This window comes from Salinigranum marinum (genome assembly GCF_024228675.1).
GTDB lineage: Archaea > Halobacteriota > Halobacteria > Halobacteriales > Haloferacaceae > Salinigranum > Salinigranum marinum.
In genome coordinates, this window is the sequence record NZ_CP100461.1 from 2,163,138 (window position 1) to 2,181,603 (window position 18,466).

Here is an 18,466-nt window from a genome sequence, read left to right on the forward strand (position 1 = left end):
TGGTCGCTCACCGCCGCCAGAACGACGGCGTGAAGATCACGAGGACGGACAGCACTTCGAGCCGGCCGATCCACATCAGCACCACCATGTACAGCTTCGCGGCGTCCGAGAAGGGGAGGAAGCTGTTCATCGGGCCCACGAGCCCGAACCCCGGCCCGACGTTGCCGAGCGTCGCGATCGCGACGCTGGCGGCTTCGAGCGCCGAGAGGTCAAGCCCCGTCCGGAGCCCGTCGAGGAAGACCAGCACGGTCGAGGCGACGAAGAGGGCGAGGAACGTCATGACGAACACGATCACGCTCCGGATCGTGTCCTCGTCGATCGGCGCGTCCGAGAGCCGAACCGGTCGGACCGCCTCGGGATGCACCGTGGTGAAGAGTTCCCGGGCGACCGTCTGCTGGACGACGTACCAGCGGACGATCTTCACCGACCCCGCCGCGGAGCCGGCCGAGCCGCCGAGGAACATCGCGAACAGGAGGATCACCTGCGTCGACTGGTCCCACGTATTGAAATCCATACTCGCGTAGCCGGTGGTGGTGACGACGGCGACCGACTGGAAGAGCCCGTGCCGGAGCGCCCGCTCGGTGTGGCCGGGGATCGTCGCGACGCTCGTCGGGACCACCCCGAGCCCGACCCCCGCGAACAACAGCCCCGCCAAGAGGAGGCCGACGACGCCCATCGCGCCGAGGTAGCTCCGGAACTCCTTGTTGCCGACGAACCGCTCGGGGCTCCCCCGAAGCGCGTACCAGTAGAGGGCGAAGTTCGTCCCCGCGACGATCATGAACAGGATGATCGCCCACTGTGCGGCCGGCGAGAACGCCTCGGCGCTCCGGGCCTCCGGCGAGAACCCGCCGGTGGGAAGCGTCGTCAGCGCGTGAGCGACCGCGTTGTAGAGGTTCATGTTCGGTGCCAGGCCCGCGAGGTGGAGGGCGTAGTACAGCGCCGCGGCGGCCAGGGTGAAGCCGAGGTAGATCTTCCAGAGGACTTTCGCAGACTCGCGGATCCGTGGCGTGAGCTTCTCGATCGACAGTCCGGGGGACTCCTCGTTCATGAGCTGTGCGCCCCCGACGGAGAGCTCCGGGAGGACAGCGATCATGAGCACGAGGAGTCCCATCCCGCCGAGCCACTGCGTGAACTGTCGCCACAGCAGAATCGATCGGGTGTGGCGGTCGAACGAGATCTCGCCCAGCACGGTCGCGCCGGTCGTCGTGAACCCAGACATCGACTCGAACAGCGCGTTGACGGGGTCGGCGACGGTTCCCTGCCCGGCGATCAGATACGGGATGGTGCCGACCAGCGGGACGACGAGCCACGTGAGGCTGACGACGAGGAACGTCTCGCGGTGGTCGATCTCCGTGCGCGGGTGGAGCCGTTCGAGCCCGACGCCGATCCCCGCAGTGACGGCGAACATCGCGAGGAACGGGAGCGGGCTCTCGCCGTAGTAGATCGCGACGAGGGCCGGGAACAGCGGGGCGAGGGCGATGCGCTTGAGAACGGAGCCGACCACCCGGAGGCTCGCCCGGACGTCGACGTACCCGCCGAACAGTGAACCCATTCGTGCGCCGTGTGTCGGTTCGGTCGGGCCGAAAACGTTTCGTTCGGCCGATACGGGGGGCGACAGGAGGGTTCGAGACGTCGGCCCCGCGAGCGGGAGCCGCGGACGGCGTCTCCGCCCGACTGAGACGGTCCCCGTCGGGGGGCCGATCAGACGTGCCGCAACCGGGGCTCATACAAGCTGTGAGCCCGTACCACGGCGCATGGCGACCCAACTCGCTGACGAGCCGTGTGAGGCGTGCACCTCGGAGGACGAACCGCTCACCGCCGCGGAGTACGCGGAGTATCTCGCCGAGATCGACGACGACGTCTGGGAGGTCGTCGACGAGCACCACCTCGACGGGACGTACGCGTTCGACGACTTCCGCGACGCCTTGGAGTTCACCTACGAGATCGGCGAACTCGCCGAAGAGGAGTGGCACCACCCCGACATCCACCTCCAGTGGGGCGAGGTGCGCGTCGAGATGTGGACCCACAAGATCGACGGCCTACACAAGACCGACTTCGTGATGGCCGCGCGGATGGACCGCATCCACGAGGAGCACGCGCCCGACTCATAAGGGGGTGATCAGCCGGGTTCGGTCTCGGTCTCGTGTTCTCGGTCGACCTCGCCGTCTCCAGCGTCGACCGTCGCGTTCGCGTTCTGTCGCCCCCGCGCCAGTTCCCGGTCGATCTCGTCTTCGTACTCGGAGACGGGCGTGACGGTGACGACGTTCCCGCCGCCGGGGTCGACGACCATCACCTCGGTTCCCACGTCGATCTCGTCGTCCATCGACCGCGCCGAGTAGTAGGGGTTGAAGCCGCCGCCCTCGAGTTTTATCTCGCCCATCGTCGGGGTGACGCGCTCCGTGACGCGGCCGAACGAGCCCGTCAGCGCGTCCGAGTCGCTCGTTTTTGCGGTTCCTTTCCCGCCGTAGATGTCGAACTCGCGGTAGCCGTACAGCGACAGCGCGCCGAACAGCAAGACGAGAACACCGAGGACGAGCGGCGACGCGAACGGCCCGATGAGGAGGCCGACGACGCCGGCGAGCAACAGCGCGACGCCGAGGACGACGAAGTGCGCACCGGGGGCGATGGCCTCCGCCACCGAGAGCCCAAGCCCCGCGAGGACGAGCAGGAGCGGCAGCGTCTCGGGACCGAGGAGGTCGAGTTGCATCGGGAGGGGCGGTACCGGCATGAGTAGGCGTAGGGGCGGACGCCGATTAAGGGTTGTTCACGACCGGCGTCCGCGTCCGGCGACCGTCGCCCACCCGCTCAGCGTTCGGCGTCCGTCGCGGCCGCGTCGAGCACGCCAGTCAGCCGCGAGAGCGCACCGGGGGTCACCTCGCTCCGCGCCCGTCCCCAGGCGTAGCTGGCGGTCGCCTCCGCGACCTGGTCGGCATCGAGCCTGTCGTGTTCGACCGCGCTCGTGAGCTCCCGGTCGCCGAACTGGACGTCTCCGACGGCCCCGCGTGCCCAACCTGATGCCACCGACTCCGGGGCCGCATCGCGGGCCGTCTCGACCGCCGCCAGCGCGTCGAGTTTCTCGCGGCGGACCGGGTCGACGGATCGGGGGACGCCGTACCTGCCGCGGTCGACGGCCCGCCGGACGCGGTCGAGCGCCCGGAGGTCGCGGTCGAGCGTCGCAGCGGTGAGGACGGTGGTCGCGACGCCCTGCCGCTCGCGGGCCTCGTCGGCGTCGCGACAGCGCCACTCGACCTCCGAGAACGCCCCCCGGAGCAGGGGACGGGCGACCGTGTGTGCGAGGTCGCGGTCGAACCGTGACTCCCACCCGTCGGAGCGCGGATCCGGACACTGCGCGGTGGCGTCCGCGACGAGCACCCGGGCGGTCCGATCGAAGACGCCGCCCAGCGGGCGCGGGGCGGCGAGTCCCTCGACGAATCGGTCGTAGTAGTACGTCGCGTTCTCCGCGGCCGTCCGGGCGAGTTCGACGGTGCCGGCGATCGATCCGACGTGGAGGACGTGGTTCTCGTCGGGCCGGCCATCCCTCTCGACGCGTTCGAGCGTCCGCTCGGCGTAGTCGACACGCGATTCGAGTTCGCGGTGCACCGAGAGCGCGACCGCGAGGTCGTCGCCGACGTACCGCCACCGGTCGCGGAGCCCTGCCAGGCGCTCGCGGACCGGCTCCCGCCGTGCGAGCACGTCCTCACGCGTCACCTCGCCCTCGAACGCGGCGTAGACGGCGCTGACGTCGGCCGCGTACCACCGGGCCGACTGGAGGTCGTCGAGGCGCTCGTACGGGCTCTGTGCGTCGTGGGCCCGTTCCAGCGCCTCGACGGCCTCCTCGTAGCGCTCGGTGTACTCGCGCGCGGCGGCCTCGTTCGGGATATCGGGAGTTTCGGGGGCCGACGCGAGCAACGACCGCGCCCGGTTGCGGTTGGCCGCGACGTGGTCCGCGCCGATCTCGACCGGGAACGTCCGCGGGATCGTCGGCGTGCCGATGTCGACGACCCCCCGCAACGCGTCACCACCGTACGACACGTCGGGCTCCGCCGGACGGCCGTCGTCGAGGGCGAACACGGCGGAGATGCCGACGCCCAGCCCGGCGGCGAGCAGCACCGACCGGCGCGTCGGATCGACGTCGCTCACGACTCCCCCTCCCGTCGGCGGGGCCGTTCACAGTTCCCACCGCTCCCGACGGTGTACGGGCCGACGTCGTCGGTCGCCATCAGGAAGCGGACGAACGCGGCGACGACCGCGCGGTCGTCNACGTCGCAGGCGACGTCGGCGGGGCGGAGCGGCGAGCAGAAGTCGAGGTCGAACGAGTTTCCCTCGGTGGTCACGTAGTCGACTTCCAGCGCTCGACACCCCGAGAGCCGGTGTTCGGAGACGTGGACGACGCTCCGCTCGAAGTCGGTCTCGCGCAGGAACGACCGCGCCTCGTCGATCCCCCCGACAGCGGTGGCAAAAGAGATCCGGTCGGCGTCGGCGGCCGTCGCGAGCGGCTGGCGGAGGAGTTCGTCCGGTTCGTCCTCGGAGCCGTATCCGACGAACGATTCGGCGGCGGGGTTCCGCACGGTCACGGCGTCGTAGTCGAGCGTCGGCTGGACGGTCTCCGTCGGCGACGGGGTCTCGGAGTCGCCGCCGGTGATCGTCTCGTTGCAGCCGGCGACGCCCACCACGGCAACGCTCGCGGCGGCGCGGAGGAGGTCTCGTCTGGAGGCGGTGCGGAGGACCATGGTTCGGCCCAAAGAACCCGGACACATCAACCATCGGGTTCTCGCCGCCGGTAGGTTCGTCGCACGACCGGCATGCCTCCGCTGCCGGTCGGCGGCGGTCAGACGACGGTCGACAGGAGGAAGACGGTCACGGCGATGCCGAGGAGGATGAAAAAGACGTTCTCGGCGGAGGGACGGCCGGGTTCGAGCGGCTCCGGTTCGGACTCGACGATCCCGTCGGGGCCGACCTCGTCGAGACCGAACTGCCACTCGCTCTCTTCGGTCACCGTGCCGTCGGTCGGATCGGCCGCGTCAGTCGCGTCGGTGTCGGACTGCTCGTCGTCGACGCGCGACCGAAAGGTGTCGTCCGTCTCGCTGTCGGGACCGGACTGTGCCATTGCCCCCGAGTTCGTCGTGGAACGGCAAAGGCCTACCGCACTCGGACGCGAGGATCGCCGGGCGGGGTGGCCGTCACGCCTGGCCGTTCACGATGGCTTGGCGGTCGCGGTCCTCGGTGGCGAGGATGTCGCCTTCGTAGACGATGCCGCGTTCGGCGTGGAGGGTGACGACCGTCCCGTCCTCGATCGCGTTGGGGACGGGCGCGCCCGAGATCATCGGGATGTCGAGTTCGCGGGCGACCATCGCTGGATACCCCGTGAGGCCGGGCCTGGCGTCGACGATGGCGGCGAGTTTGCGGGCGTCGCCGTCGAACTCCCCGTCGAAGTCCGCTCCGAGGTACAACACTGCGCCCTCGGGGACGGCAGTGAGGTCGCCGTCGGAGGTCCGGTAGAGCGGGCCGGCGACCCGCCCGCCGACGATCTTCCGCCCGTTGGCGACCGATTCGGCGACAACGTGCACTTTCAGCATGTTCGTCGTGTTCGTCTCTTCGAGTTCGGTCATCATCCCAGAGAGGATGACGATGGTGTCGCCGCTCTCTGCGACCCCGGCGTCGAGCGCCGCGGTGACCGCGTCGTCCATGACCTCGGCGGCGCTCGTGCGGTACTCGGAGAAGCGGGCGTCGATCCCCCAGGAGATGGAGAGCTGGCGGCGAACGCGGTCTTTCGGCGTCGTCGCGATGACCGGGACGCCGGGGCGGAACTTCGCGGTCTTCCGGGCCGTGTACCCCGACTCGGACGCCGCGACGACGGCCGACGCCCCGACGTCGCGCGCGAGGTACCGCGCCGACCGGGCGAGCGCCTCGGTTCGGGAGTCGGTGCTGGCCGTCGGGACCCGCTGTTCGCGGCTCTCGCTGTACTCCTCGCTCGCCTCGATCTCTTGGACGATCCGGGCCATCGTCTCGACGACCCGAACGGGGTGGTCGCCGACGGCCGTCTCGCCCGAGAGCATGACCGCGTCGGTGCCGTCGAGCACCGCGTTGGCGACGTCCGAGGCCTCCGCGCGCGTCGGCCGGCGCGCGTGGACCATCGAGTCGAGCATCTCGGTCGCGGTGATGACCGGCACGCCCGCGGCCTGGCACTTGCGGATCGTGCGTTTCTGGATCATCGGCACGTCCTCCAGCGGGCACTCCACCCCTAAATCGCCGCGGGCGACCATCACGCCGTAGGCGGCTTCGACGATCTCGTCGAGGTTCTCGACGGCACCCGCCCGTTCGATCTTCGCGATGACGGGGATCTCCGCGCCGTGCTCTTCGAGGAAGTCGGAGATGGCGTAGATGTCGCCCGCCGAGCGGATGAACGAGGCGGCGACGAAGTCGACCTCCTTCTCGGCGGCGAGTTCGAGGTTCCGGCTGTCGCCCTCGGTGATCAGGTCGATGTCGAGGTCGACGCCGGGGACGTTCACGCCCTTGCGTCCGCTGAGGTCGCCGCCGGAGTTGATACGGGCGACGACCGCGTCGCCCTCGACGCGTTCGACGGTCGCGTCGATGCGACCGTCGTCGAGCAGGATGACGTCGCCCGCCGTCGCCGCCGAGATCGAGTACGAGAGGCCGACCTCCGTCGGCGTCGCCTCGTCGCCTTCGACGAAGCGGACCTCGCTCCCGGTTTCGAGGTGGATCGGTTCCTCGAGCGGCGCGGTTCGTACCTCTGGCCCCTTGAGGTCGATCATCGCCGCCAGCGGGGTCTGGCTCTCCGCGTCGACTGCCCGGATCCGGTCGATCACCGCCGATCGGTGTTCGACGGTTCCGTGACTCGCGTTGAGCCGGGCGACCGACATTCCGGCCTCCGCGAGCGCTCCGATTGTTTCCTCGTCGTCCGACGCCGGTCCCAGCGTACAGACGATTTTCGCGTTTCTCATGCGTGCAGGTACACTCGAACAGATAAAAAGACCGGCGATGGAACCCCCGAGCGAGTAAAAGTCTCTCACGAACGCTCCGGAAACCGTGTCGTTCTCCCTCCGCGCACGTGCGGCTTATCTCCGCTGGCCGCCTTCTGATCGGTATGGAGCCGGACGACTCGCCGTCCCCCGAGACCCCCCCGGCCACCGACGGTGGGGGGCTGGTACGCCCGGTATCGCCGGACGACGAGACGCCGACGTGGGCCGAGCGCAAGGCCCGAACGACGGGGCTCGCGCGGCTCACGTACGAGTACTTCGAGCGGGCGCGGTACGAGGACCAGACGCTCCGTCAGGCGTCGACGTACGTCGAACGCGACGTGCTCGGCTTCCCGACGTGGCCCCACGAGACGGTGCGAAACGCCTCGATCGCGTCGTTTTTCGTGGGGATGATCCTCTTCCTGTCGGCGACGATGCCGCCGCACATCGGCCCGCCGGCGGACCCCTCGACGACCCCGCCGGTGATCCTGCCCGACTGGTATCTGTACTGGTCGTTCGGCCTGCTCAAACTCGACCCGCTCAACCCCGAACTCGCCGTCCTCGGCGGGCAGAAGCTCATGGCCGACCGGACGTTCGGCGTCGTCGCCAACCTGGTCGTCGTCGGCATCATCGCGATCGTTCCCTTCCTCAACAAAGGGAGCGCGCGCAGACCCGTCGAGCAGCCGTTCTGGGCCGCTGTCGGCATCGGCGGCGTCGTCTTCGCGTTCAGCATCTCCGTGCTGTCGGTCCAGAACCTCGTGCCCATGGACGCCAAGTTGCTGTTCGATCTGACGTTCCTCCTCCCGATCGTCGCGGGGATCGTCGCCTACGCGGTGCTGAAGACGATGCGCGAGGGGTACACGTACGACCTCAACCGCCGATACTACCGCCTGCGTCCGCCGAAGTAACGCCGCGGCGGGGTGGCGCGAGTCGACGACGAGAAGCGAGAGTGGCGCTACCGCACCTTCTCGCCCGGCACCGCGTCGCCGAGCGTCGTCAGGAGGTCCGCCTCCTCGCCCGCGGCCAAGAGCATCCCGTTCGACTCGACGCCGAACAGCTCCGCCTTCTCCAGGTTCGCGAGGATCACCACGCGCTCGCCGACGAGCGCGTCGAGGTCGTGGAGCTGTTTGATGCCCGCGACGACCTGCCGCTGTTCGACGCCGATGTCGACCTCCAGGCGGGCGAGTTTGTCCGCACCCTCGATCCCTTCGGCCGCGAGAACCCGCCCCACGCGGATGTCGAGGTCCTGGAACTCGTCGAAGCTGATCCGCTCGTCGGCGAGCGGTTCGAGGTCCGCGACGGGAGCGTCGGCGTCATCCCCGGCCTCTGTCGCGTCGTCCGCGTCCGCGGCTTCGGCCTCCTCGACCCGCGCCTGGAGCTTCTCGTTCAGCTCCTCGACCCGCTCATCGGGGATCTTCTCGAACAGTTCGGTGGGCTCGCCGAACTCGTCCGCGGGCGGGGCGAGCGCGGCGGCGAGTTCGGCGTCGTGGACCGAGTCCGGCTCCGAGAGGCTCGCCCAGAGCCGCTCCATCGCGTCGGGGGCGATCGGCTCGAAGAGGACGCCGACGGCCTTCGCGATCTGGACGCAGTCGCGGATCACCTGCGCCTTCTCGGGGTCGTCGTCGGCCAGCTTCCACGGTTCGTGACGCTGGATGTACTCGTTGCCGAACCCCGCGAGCCGGACGGCTGCGTTCCCCGCCTGCCGGATGGAGTAGTCGTTGACGCCCGCACGGAAGTCGTCGACCGCCTCGTCGATCCGCTCGCGGACCTCCCCCGAAAGCTCGGCGTCGGGCGTCCCGCCGAACTCCCGGTACGCGAACAGCAGCGACCGGTAGAGGAAGTTACCCACGGTCCCGACGAGCTCGTTGTTGACGCGCTCGCGGAACCGGTCCCACGAGAAGTCGACGTCCTGCTGGAAGCCGCCGTTCGTCGCGAGGTAGTAGCGCAGGGGGTCGGGATGAAAGCCCTCGTCGAGGTACTCGTCGGCCCAGACGGCGCGGTCCCGGGAGGTCGAAAAGCCCTTGCCGTTGAGCGTGATGAAGCCGCTGGCCATCACGGCCCGGGGCTCGTTGAAGTCGGCTCCGTGGAGCATCGCGGGCCAAAACACCGTGTGGTGCTGGATGATGTCGCGGCCGATGACGTGGACGATCTCGCCGTCGACCTTCCACACGTCTTCCCAGTCGTACTCGTCTGCGCCGACGCGCTCTGTGTACTGCCTGGTCGAGGAGATGTACTCGATGGGCGCGTCGACCCAGACGTACAGCACGAGGTCGGTGTCCGCTTCTGGGTAGTCGATCCCCCAGTCGAGGTCGCGGGTGATACACCAGTCTTTGAGCTCGCCTTCGATCCACTCCCGGGGCTGGTTGCGGGCGTTCGACGTCCCCTCCAGCCGACCGATGAACGACTGGAGGTACTCCTGGAAGTCGGAGACGCGGAAGAATTTATGAACTCTATCGCGGTACTCGGCGGGGTTGCCCGTCAGCGTCGACGTGGGGTCTTCGATCTCACCGGGTTCGAGGTGTCGCCCACAGCCCTCGTCACACTCGTCGCCGCGGGCGTGCTCGCCGCAGTACGGACAGGTGCCCTCGACGTATCTGTCCGGAAGGGGCTGTTCTTCGACCGGGTCGAACGCGACCTTGATCTCCTTCTCGTAGACGTGGCCGCCCTCGACGAGCCGACTGACGATGTCGGTCGTCACCGCCGTGTTGGTCTCGTCGTGGGTGTGGCCGTAGTTGTCGAACTCGACGTTGAACTTCGGGAACGTCTCCGCGTAGCGCTCGTGGTACGAGAGGGCGAACTCCTCGGGCGTGACGCCCGCCTGCTCGGCGTTGACCGCGACGGGCGTACCGTGCATATCGGACCCCGAGACGAAGGCGGTCTGCTGGCCGAGTTTCCGGAGGGCGCGTGCGTAGACGTCCCCTCCGACGTACGTCCGCAGGTGGCCGATGTGCAGGTCGCCGTTGGCGTACGGCAACCCACACGTCACCACCGCCGGACTGTCCGTGGGAAAGTCCTCGTGGCTCATGTGTTGGGTATGAAACGGGTGAGAGTCTAAAGGCCGCTGGTTTCCGAACGGCCGCGTCACGACCGTCCATCGCGCTCGCGTCGAACCGAGCGGCCGACTCAGAACAGGTAGAAGAACGCCTCGACGCCGACGATGGTCACGACGAGCCGCCCGACGCTGCCGACGAACGTCGCCAGCGCGAACTTCGCGTAGTCCTCCTCGAGCACGGAGAAGGCGTAGATCGACAGGGTGTCGGGAAAGCCCGGCACGCAGAGCGCGATAGCGAGCCCGCCGTAGCCGTACTGCTGGGCGAGCTGGACGGTCTTCTTCTCGGACCACGCGACGACGTCGATCGGCGACCGACGCAGGGCGCGGATGACCGGCCCGGACTCCTTGGCCTCCTGGCCGATGTGGAACGCGAAGACGCTCCCCGCGGCCTTCCCGACGCCCGACGTGAGGATGATGAGCGTCGTGTTCACCCATCCCGGCAGCCCGAGGTTCAACGGTGCCAGCAACACGATCTCGCTCACGCCGGGGAGAGCGAAGGCGATGAGGAACGAGTAGCCGAAGATGATGCCGAGCCCCGGCCAGCCCGTCGCCGTCCGCACGAGCGAGGCGAACCACCCGCTGTCGGTGAACGCGGCCAGCAGGAGTGGGTCGGCGGCGATCGGAATCGGGGCCGCGGGGGACACGACCAAGAGTGGGGCCACCGCCGACCTAAGTCTTGAGATTTTCCATCACCGTCGACCGACGAGTGGACCGACTGTCGTGCGGGGGCGACACCGACCGAGGGGCGACGGCCGATTCCGGCGGCGGTGCGAGCCGACGGCGAGAGCCCCCACCGGTCGACCCGACCGCCCGAACAAGTGTTACCTGGAGAGAAATTCGCCCAAACGACTGTTTGTCGGCATCATTATATTGGCAGGCGAAATAAATAGCGTGAGCACCGACATCCATGCTCCCGTCGACACGTCGCGGCACCCTGTTGTACATCTCTGACCGCGTCGGTCACACCGAGACGTTTGTCGACATTCAGACAGACAGCGTGTTGACACGATCGGCGGCGACACTCGGCGCGGACGGGGACGTTCCCGCGGCGGAGTGGGTCGTCGTCGACGCCGGGGTCCTCGACGCGACCCCGCCACCGTGGCTCGACTCACTCACCGGAGACGTGTACGTCCTCGCCCCGACACAGCTGTCCGTCCCCGACTGGGTGGACGACGCCGGCATCCCGGTACTCGACCCGACACTCGCGCGGCTGGTCGCGAGCGCGACGACGTCCGAAACCGGCGATACCGACGATGTTCGTGACGCCGACGCCAGCCGTGACGCCGACGCCAGCCGTGACGCCGACGCCACCGCCGCCCCGCCCGACGATAGCGCCGGTCCTCCCGACGCCACCGCCGCCGGACCGGCGGGTAACGGCTCCGCTCCCGACCCCCCCGACGCCGCGAGCACCGACGCCGCCGGTTCGGCGGCCGGAAGCTCGACCGCCGACCGCATCGACTCGCTGTCGGCGGTCCCGTTCCCCGTCGCCCTCCTCGACGGCGACGGCGTCGTCCGGCTCGTCAACCCCGCGTGGGAGGAGTTCGGCGTGGAGAACGAGCGCGATTCGGACGATGTCGACGTCGGCACGAGCTACTTCGACGCCTGCGAGCGGGGCGACGACAGGTTCTCGGCGGCGGCCGCCAAGGCCATCCGCCGCGTCATCGACGGCGAGAGCACCGGCGAGCGGGTCGAGTACCCCTGTCACGGCCAGCACGAGAAGCGATGGTTCTCGATGGGCGTCATCCCGCTCGAGGCCGATCCCGTCCGGGCGGCGGTCGTCCACTACGACGTCTCACACTACAAACAGCGGATCAACGTCCTCGACCGGGTCCTCCGGCACAACCTGCGGAACAAGGCGAACATCATCCTCGGACACGCGGCCGCGCTGGCGAGCGCGCGGGACGACGAGACGGCGACCGCGGCGACGACGATCGGGGCGGCCGCGCGCGAACTGCTCTCGTTGAGCGAACAGGCGCGTCGCTACCGCGAGGTCAGCGCGGACGACCGCCCGACGACGCCCATCGACGTGGTGTCGGTCGTCTCGGAAGTGACCGAACGACTGAGTGACCGCCACCCGCGTGCGGTCATCGAGACGACGCTCCCCGCCGTGGCGGTCGTCCAGGGGACGCAGTCGCTCTCGCTGGTCGTCCACGAACTCGTCGAGAACGCGATCGTCCACAACGACTCACAGGACCCGTGGGTTCGGGTCGAAGTCGTCCGCGTCCACGAAGGGGGTGACGAACGGGTCTCCGTCCGCGTCGTCGACGACGGGCCGGGCATCCCCGAACAGGACCGCCGCCTCCTCACCGGCGGCCTGGAGGAACACCCGATCCGTCACGGCTCCCAGCTCGGCGTCTGGGTCGTCAGTAGCCTCGTCACCTCGCTCGACGGGAACGTCACGGTCGAACCCCGCACGCCCCGCGGAAGCGTCGTCACCACGACGTTCCCGTGCGTGACCGTCGAGGACTGACGACTCTTTCAGCGCACGGAGTCGAGGAGGAGTTTCTGCTCGACCCGCTTGACCTCGTGTTGGACGTCGCGGACGGCGTCGATGTTCGCGGAGATCGACGAGATCCCGTGTTCGACGAGGAACTGCACCATCTTGGGCTTCGAGCCGGCCTGCCCGCAGATGCTCGTGTCGACGCCGTGCTCGCGGCAGGTTTCGATCGTCGACCCGATGAGTTCCAGCACGGCCGGGTGGAGTTCGTCGTAGACGCTCGCGACGTTCTCGTTGTTGCGGTCGACGGCCAAGGTGTACTGGGTGAGGTCGTTCGTACCGAACGAAGCGAAGTCGATCCCCGCATGCGCCATCTCCTCGACCTGGAGCGCCGAGGCGGGCGTCTCGATCATCACGCCCCACTCGCGTTTGTCGGGGTCGATCCCCGCCTCCTTCATGTGTTTGCGGGCGCGGATGACGTCCTCGGCGTCGTTGACGAGGGGGAACATCACTTCGAGGTTGTCGTAGCCCATGTCGTACAGCCGCCGGAACGCCTCCAGTTCGAGCTTGAACACCCGTGGCTTCCCGAGCGACCGCCGGATGCCGCGGTAGCCGAGCATCGGGTTGTGCTCGCGGGGGACGTCCTCGCCGCCCTGTAACTGGCGGAACTCGTCGGAGGGAGCGTCGAGCGTCCGGGCGCGGACAGGTCGGGGGTAGAACTCGTCGGCGACGGTCCGGACGCCCTCGATGATCTCGTCGACGTAGGCGCGTTCGCCGTTGTCGTCGATGAACCGCTCGGGGGTCTTGCCCAGCGAGAGCACCATGTGTTCGATCCGAAGGAGGCCGACGCCGTCCGCACCCGTCGCCGCGGCCCGCTCGGCGGCCTCGGGGATCGAGACGTTCACCTTCACCTCCGTGGCGGTCATCGGCTTCACTGGTGTTTTCGGCCGAGCGTCCTCGACCGGCTGGCGCTGTTTCTCCTTCGACTCGACGCCCTCACGGATCGTCCCCTTGTCGCCGTCGATAGTGATCGGCTGGCCGTCGTCGAGCTGGCGCGTGGCCGAGCCGCTCCCGACGACCGCCGGCACGCCGAGTTCCCGCGAGACGATGGCCGCGTGGGAAGTCATTCCGCCCTCGTCGGTGACGATGCCCGCGGCGCGCTTCATCGCCGGCACCATGTCGGGCATCGTCATCTCGGCGAGGATGATGTCCCCCTCCGCCACCTGATCGAGGTGGTCGAGCTTGGTGACGATACGGGCCGGACCGGAGGCGATTCCCGGGCTCGCCCCCAGGCCGCGCAGGAGCACCTCGCCGACCGCGGTCTCGCCGTCGCCGGCCGTGGCGTCGCCCGTCTCCCCGTCCGTGACCCCCGAGCCGACGTCCTCGACGTTCGAGACCGCGGTGTCGGAGATGGTCGTGATGGGGCGTGACTGGAGCATGAACACCTCGCCGTCGACGATGGCCCACTCGACGTCCTGCGGCTGGCCGTAGTGGGTCTCGACCTCCTCGCCGAGATCGACGAGCCGAGCGATCTCCTCGTCTGAGAGCACCCGCTCTTCGCGGCGGTCGTCGGGTACCTCGCGTTCGACGGTCTCGCCCGTCTCGGCGTCTTTGACGTGCATCAACTTCTTGTCCGCGACGGTCACGTCCTCGGTGCGCTGGGTCGCGCGGTTGACGACGTAGTTGTCGGGCGAGACAGCCCCGGAGACGACCGCTTCGCCGAGCCCCCACGCCGCCTCGATGATGATTCGCGGCTCGCCCGTCGAGGGGTGAGAGGTGAACATCACGCCCGACTTGTCGGCGTCGACCATCCGCTGGACGACGACCGCGATGTCGACCGTGTCGTGGTCGAACCCCTTCTGGTTGCGGTAGTAGATCGCCCGCTGGGAGAACAGCGAGGCCCAGCACTCCTTGACGCGGTCGAGGAGGTCGTCCTCCCGAACGTTGAGGAACGTCTCCTGCTGGCCAGCGAAGGAGGCGTCCGGGAGGTCCTCCGCGGTCGCGGAGGAACGGACGGCGACGAACGCCGCCCCGTCGTCGATCGAGCGGTAGGCGTCGAGGACCTCCGTCTTGACGTCCTCGGGGAGCGGCGTCTCGACGATGAGTTCGTGGGCCCGCTCGTGTGCCCGCGAGAGCGCCTTCGAGTCCTCGGAGTCGACGTCGACCGCCGCGAACAGTTCGTCGTCGATTCCAGCGTCCTCGATGAACGTCCGGTAGGTTCCGGCGGTGACGACGAACCCTGGCGGAACCGGCAGGCCGGCCGCCGTGAGTTCGCCCAGAGAAGCCGCTTTCCCCCCCACTGTCGCTAGATCGTCGGACCGCACCTCGTCCAACCAGAGCACTGCCATTGTGTGTCTGATGCGTCCCGGGAGTCGGTAAAGAAGGTTCCGGACCTGTCAAACGGCGAATATCGTTAACTCGCCCCCGAGTACTACTGTTCGGGGGGTGCCGGGCCGTGGTCGACACAGCGCAGGTCCCCCGTCTCGGGGTCGAGGAAGAACGCGTCGCCCGCCTCGACGGCGGTTCCACAGACCGCACAGCCGTCGTCGTGTCGGAGGGCGTACTTGCCGACGTCGTGGCCGGTTTCGAGCCGCCCCGTCGCGCGGGCGATGCGTGTGAGTCCCTCCCCGATCTGCGTGTAGTCGTCGGTGTCGGCCGCCTCGAACCGGATCGGCTTCACACGGTACCGATCGGTTCACGGCCACAAACCGGTTGTGGTCGCACGCTCGCCGTGCCCGTGCCGACCGGTCGCGTCGGCAGTTTCGGTATCGCTCACCCGATCCAGCCGCCGGCGACGTCCTCGCTGACGCGGGTCCGCCAGGTCCCGAACGCCTCCTCGCAGTCCGGTCGTTCCGCGACGTGTGCGATGAAGCCGGCACCGGGCGAAGTAAGCGTCTCGCCACAGAACGGACAGCGGTCAGGGTCGCCCCACGTTTCGGTCGTTGCCATACGCGGACGTGAGTCGGTGAGGAGTACTTATTCTTTGGCTAAACATCATACTAGGACTTTTGAGATTATGTACCAATAATATAGATCTGACAGAATTCGACTGTCGGGCGTGAGATCGCGTCGGTGTGAACGGGAGAGTCCCAAACACTGCTCAATTACGCGCTCGAACGATATTGTATGTCCTAATATTCTGAAGCCAATATTATACGAACCTTCTTATTATCCGACCGACTGCGTTCCGGCAATGGCAACGCAACAGCAGACCGCAACCGAAACGTACCGTTGTCCCGAATGCGGCGGCCTCCTCGTGTGCACCGACGGCTCGTGGGGCTGCACCGACTGTCGTCACGTCCCGCGACACGGCGCGGACTGACCGCTGCCCGACTGCCCGGGTCCGACTGTGTCGAAGCCGCATCGACCACCGATTACTGACCGCCGACCGTCGATTACCGACCACTGACCACCGACCACCGATCGTCACCGTGAGCCCCCTCGGGGGATCACGATGATCCTCCCGCAGCGAGCCGACCGGGCGACCCCCTGGGTCACAGGGATCAACGAGCGACGGACGACGGAGCCGTACGCCCCGACGACCCCACGCCGAGAGCTTCTTTACCGTGGACGCCAAGCCACAGACGTGCTTCCGGAGTGGTTGTCCCTGTTCCCGCCGTGGCTACTCGCCGGGGTGGTGCTCGGCTCTGCGGCCTCCTGCTGCGTCGCCGTCGTCTTCGTCGTCGGCGACCGGCTGTTCCCGGCGTCGTCCGTCGAGAGGGGTCGGCGCATCGACGGGACGGTTCGTCGCCGCGGTGAGATCCGTCAGTACCTCGTCGACATCGACGAGCGCTTCTTCGAGGACCACGCGGTCCACGGCGAGACGGTCGCCTTCTACCTCCCCGAGCGCGACGTGGCGATCACGTTCGACGCGAAGGCGTACTTCCGCATCGAGGAGGCCGGCACGTACACGGTGCTCTGCGAACACGAGATGCCGGGGCGTGGGCTGGGTCGTCGGCTCCCCTTCGACGTGCCCGAACTCGAACCCGACCCCGTGATGACCGACCCGATCACCACCGCGTTCGCCGAACTCGACCTCGAACCGGCGGCGTCCGCCGACGAGGTTCGGTCGGCGTACCGCACGAAGATCAAGCAGGCCCACCCCGACCACGGGGGCGACCGGGAGGAGTTCAAACGGCTCCAGGACGCGTACGCGACGGCGCGGGACCACGCGGACGCCGACAGCGCCGCGGTCGAGGCGTAATCGGTCTCCGGCGCCCGCCGCGACGCTCGCCTCAGCTCCCGGCCGTGTCGACCAGTTCGTACGTCACGTCACGGTCGCGCAGCGTGTCGGTCACGCGACCCACTTCGTCGACGCTCGCGACCACCACGACGTCCTGACCCTTCGTCGCCGCCTCCGCAGCGACGGCTCCGGCCGCGACGCGAACCGCCGGTTCCGCGTCGATTCGTCGGAGCGCCGCGACCGCCTCGACGCCCGCGGCGACGACCAACCCGGTGGTGTCGACCACCGCGCCAAGCGCGTCGGTGCCGACCGCGCGGCTCCCGCCGTTGCGCGCCCGCGGCACCTGGTAGATCGCCACCGAGCCCGGTGACATCTCGATGACCCCCTCGAAGCCGGTGACCGAGACGTCCGCGCCCGCCTCGGCAGACGTGGTCGCGGTCCCGGTCGCCGGTCCCGCGTCCCCCGGGGTCGCGTGGAGGAGCCCCTCGCGTAACGAGAGCGTGACCGTCTCGCCCGCCTCGATCCGGTCCGTCGCGAGGGCGGCGTCCTCCTGGACGGACTGGAGCACGTCCTCCGTGACGTGATCGGTGAACCGGCGGATCGCCTTCACCTCGCGGAAGAGCCAATCGACGCCCTCCTTCGTGACGCGGTAGCGCGAGCGACCCTCCTTCTCGACGAAGCCGTCGTCGACGAGATCGCGGATGTACTCGCTCACGGCCTGGGAGGTGACGCCCACCGCGTCGGCGATCTCGCCCTGGCTCACCGCCGGCTGGCGGTCGGCGATCTCGACGAGCACGCGGAGGCGCGTCGCGGTCCGCTTGTCCTCCAGAGCCTTACTCATACCCGTGGCGAGGGACGGCGGCGGTAAAACTATACTGTCGGCCGTTGCTCGGGCCGCGCGGTTTTTGTCCGCCCTCGCCTACGCTTCCGACGTGCTCGACGCCGCGTTCCGCGACCGTGCTGTCTACCTCCCCGGGCCCTCGGCGCTCGTCGTCGCCGATCTCCACGTCGGCCGGGCCGAGGCCAGCGAGGTACAGGTCCCCCTTGGCGAGCGCGCGGACCTCACGGAGCGGCTCGGGGCGCTCGTCGACCGCGTCGTGCCCGAGACGGTCGTGGTCGCGGGCGACGTGCTCCACTCGTTCGGTCACGTCTCCCGCCGGGCGACCGAGACGCTCGCCGGCCTTGCCGCGGTGTGCCGCGACGCCGGGGCTCGCCCCGTGCTCGTCGTCGGCAACCACGACGCGATGCTCTCGACCGCGTGGGACGGCGCGGTCCACGACGCGTACGTCCTCGACGGCGGCGAGACGGGCGACGTGGTGGTGTGTCACGGCCACAAGCAGCCGGAGCGCGGGGGGCGAGACCTGGATCCGGGGCTGTACGTCGTCGGCCACGACCACCCCGCCATCACCATCGAGGGGCAGAAACGCCCGTGTTTCCTCTACGGCGAGGAGTGCTATCGAGGAGCGGACCTGTTGATGCTCCCGGCGTTTTCACGAGTGGCCGCGGGCGTGTCGGTCAACGGGATGCGGGCGGGGGATTTCCAGTCGCCGCTGGTCCGGGACGCGGACGCGCTTCGGCCGGTCGTGTGGGACGAGTCGGCCGAGGAGGCACTGACCTTTCCGCCGCTGGGGCGGTTCCGCAGGCTGTTGTAGGTCTGGGGCGCCCGGACGACGAACGAGCGCGCGTTCGCTCCCGTGGGCCCTCCACAGCTGCCGTTGCGGTGGCGCGCGGCCGTCGCGGCCTCCGTGCCGCGACGACGTCGTGCGAGGGATGAGCGACCGAACGAAGCGGAGCGAGTGAGGGAGCGAATCGGTTGG

At 68.8% G+C, this 18,466-nt stretch carries 16 protein-coding genes; 5 read left to right on the forward strand and 11 right to left on the reverse strand.

The features are described from left to right. Window positions 1-7 precede the first annotated feature (7 nt). Window positions 8-1,552, reverse strand: a complete 1,545-nt coding sequence (locus NKJ07_RS10690; RefSeq protein ID WP_318566815.1) for a TrkH family potassium uptake protein — start codon at window positions 1,550-1,552, stop codon at window positions 8-10. A 202-nt stretch (window positions 1,553-1,754) separates the two neighbouring features. On the opposite strand from NKJ07_RS10690, the gene NKJ07_RS10695 reads away from it, so the two are divergent. Then, the gene (locus tag NKJ07_RS10695) at window positions 1,755-2,111 is read left to right on the forward strand and encodes a 4a-hydroxytetrahydrobiopterin dehydratase (RefSeq protein WP_318566816.1); all 357 of its coding nucleotides are present in this window, start codon (window positions 1,755-1,757) and stop codon (window positions 2,109-2,111) included. 8 nt (window positions 2,112-2,119) lie between these two features. On the opposite strand, the gene NKJ07_RS10700 is transcribed toward NKJ07_RS10695, so the two are convergent. The 4 genes from NKJ07_RS10700 to pyk form a co-directional block, all read right to left on the reverse strand. Further along, window positions 2,120-2,728: an NfeD family protein gene (locus tag NKJ07_RS10700; RefSeq protein ID WP_318566817.1), complete on the reverse strand. Its 609-nt coding sequence runs from the start codon at window positions 2,726-2,728 to the stop codon at window positions 2,120-2,122. A 77-nt stretch (window positions 2,729-2,805) separates the two neighbouring features. Continuing rightward, window positions 2,806-4,140, reverse strand: coding sequence for a hypothetical protein (locus NKJ07_RS10705; protein ID WP_318566818.1), 1,335 nt, complete (start codon window positions 4,138-4,140; stop codon window positions 2,806-2,808). Window positions 4,141-4,828: 688 nt separating this feature from the next. Beyond that, window positions 4,829-5,107, reverse strand: coding sequence for a DUF7312 domain-containing protein (locus NKJ07_RS10710; protein WP_318566819.1), 279 nt, complete (start codon window positions 5,105-5,107; stop codon window positions 4,829-4,831). A 73-nt stretch (window positions 5,108-5,180) separates the two neighbouring features. Beyond that, window positions 5,181-6,962, reverse strand: coding sequence for a pyruvate kinase (gene pyk / locus NKJ07_RS10715; RefSeq protein WP_318566820.1), 1,782 nt, complete (start codon window positions 6,960-6,962; stop codon window positions 5,181-5,183). 143 nt (window positions 6,963-7,105) lie between these two features. Between pyk and NKJ07_RS10720 the strand changes: the two genes are divergently transcribed. Continuing rightward, entirely contained in the window at window positions 7,106-7,885 is a 780-nt protein-coding gene (locus NKJ07_RS10720) for a cytochrome b family protein (RefSeq protein WP_318566821.1), read from the forward strand. A gap of 47 nt (window positions 7,886-7,932) precedes the next feature. Here the strand turns inward: NKJ07_RS10720 and metG are convergent, their stop codons facing one another. Together metG and NKJ07_RS10730 are read right to left on the reverse strand one after the other, a co-directional pair. Further along, complete coding sequence (metG, locus tag NKJ07_RS10725; RefSeq protein ID WP_318566822.1) at window positions 7,933-10,002, reverse strand: methionine--tRNA ligase; 2,070 nt, start codon at window positions 10,000-10,002, stop codon at window positions 7,933-7,935. A 98-nt stretch (window positions 10,003-10,100) separates the two neighbouring features. Continuing rightward, window positions 10,101-10,649 (reverse strand): YqaA family protein, encoded by a 549-nt coding sequence (locus NKJ07_RS10730; RefSeq protein ID WP_318570442.1) that lies wholly within the window; start codon window positions 10,647-10,649, stop codon window positions 10,101-10,103. A gap of 287 nt (window positions 10,650-10,936) precedes the next feature. Here NKJ07_RS10730 and NKJ07_RS10735 point away from each other — a divergent pair, with 287 nt between their 5' ends. Further along, entirely contained in the window at window positions 10,937-12,499 is a 1,563-nt protein-coding gene (locus tag NKJ07_RS10735; RefSeq protein ID WP_318566823.1) for an ATP-binding protein, read from the forward strand. An 8-nt stretch (window positions 12,500-12,507) separates the two neighbouring features. Here NKJ07_RS10735 and ppsA read toward each other — a convergent pair whose 3' ends face one another. The 3 genes from ppsA to NKJ07_RS10750 form a co-directional block, all read right to left on the reverse strand. Continuing rightward, window positions 12,508-14,814 carry a phosphoenolpyruvate synthase gene (gene ppsA / locus NKJ07_RS10740; RefSeq protein ID WP_318566824.1) on the reverse strand — a complete coding sequence of 769 codons (2,307 nt, stop codon included), beginning with the start codon at window positions 14,812-14,814 and terminating at the stop codon, window positions 12,508-12,510. Between the two features lie 83 nt (window positions 14,815-14,897). After that, complete coding sequence (locus NKJ07_RS10745; RefSeq protein ID WP_318566825.1) at window positions 14,898-15,146, reverse strand: DUF8075 family protein; 249 nt, start codon at window positions 15,144-15,146, stop codon at window positions 14,898-14,900. 92 nt (window positions 15,147-15,238) lie between these two features. Continuing rightward, on the reverse strand, window positions 15,239-15,415 hold the full coding sequence (locus NKJ07_RS10750) for a DUF7501 family protein (RefSeq protein WP_318566826.1): 177 nt from the start codon (window positions 15,413-15,415) through the stop codon (window positions 15,239-15,241). Between the two features lie 637 nt (window positions 15,416-16,052). Between NKJ07_RS10750 and NKJ07_RS10755 the strand changes: the two genes are divergently transcribed. After that, window positions 16,053-16,670, forward strand: coding sequence for a J domain-containing protein (locus NKJ07_RS10755; protein WP_318566827.1), 618 nt, complete (start codon window positions 16,053-16,055; stop codon window positions 16,668-16,670). A gap of 31 nt (window positions 16,671-16,701) precedes the next feature. Here NKJ07_RS10755 and NKJ07_RS10760 read toward each other — a convergent pair whose 3' ends face one another. Then, window positions 16,702-17,490: a DUF7839 domain-containing protein gene (locus NKJ07_RS10760; protein WP_318566828.1), complete on the reverse strand. Its 789-nt coding sequence runs from the start codon at window positions 17,488-17,490 to the stop codon at window positions 16,702-16,704. A 91-nt stretch (window positions 17,491-17,581) separates the two neighbouring features. Between NKJ07_RS10760 and NKJ07_RS10765 the strand changes: the two genes are divergently transcribed. Beyond that, complete coding sequence (locus NKJ07_RS10765; RefSeq protein WP_318566829.1) at window positions 17,582-18,301, forward strand: metallophosphoesterase; 720 nt, start codon at window positions 17,582-17,584, stop codon at window positions 18,299-18,301. Window positions 18,302-18,466: the final 165 nt, after the last annotated feature.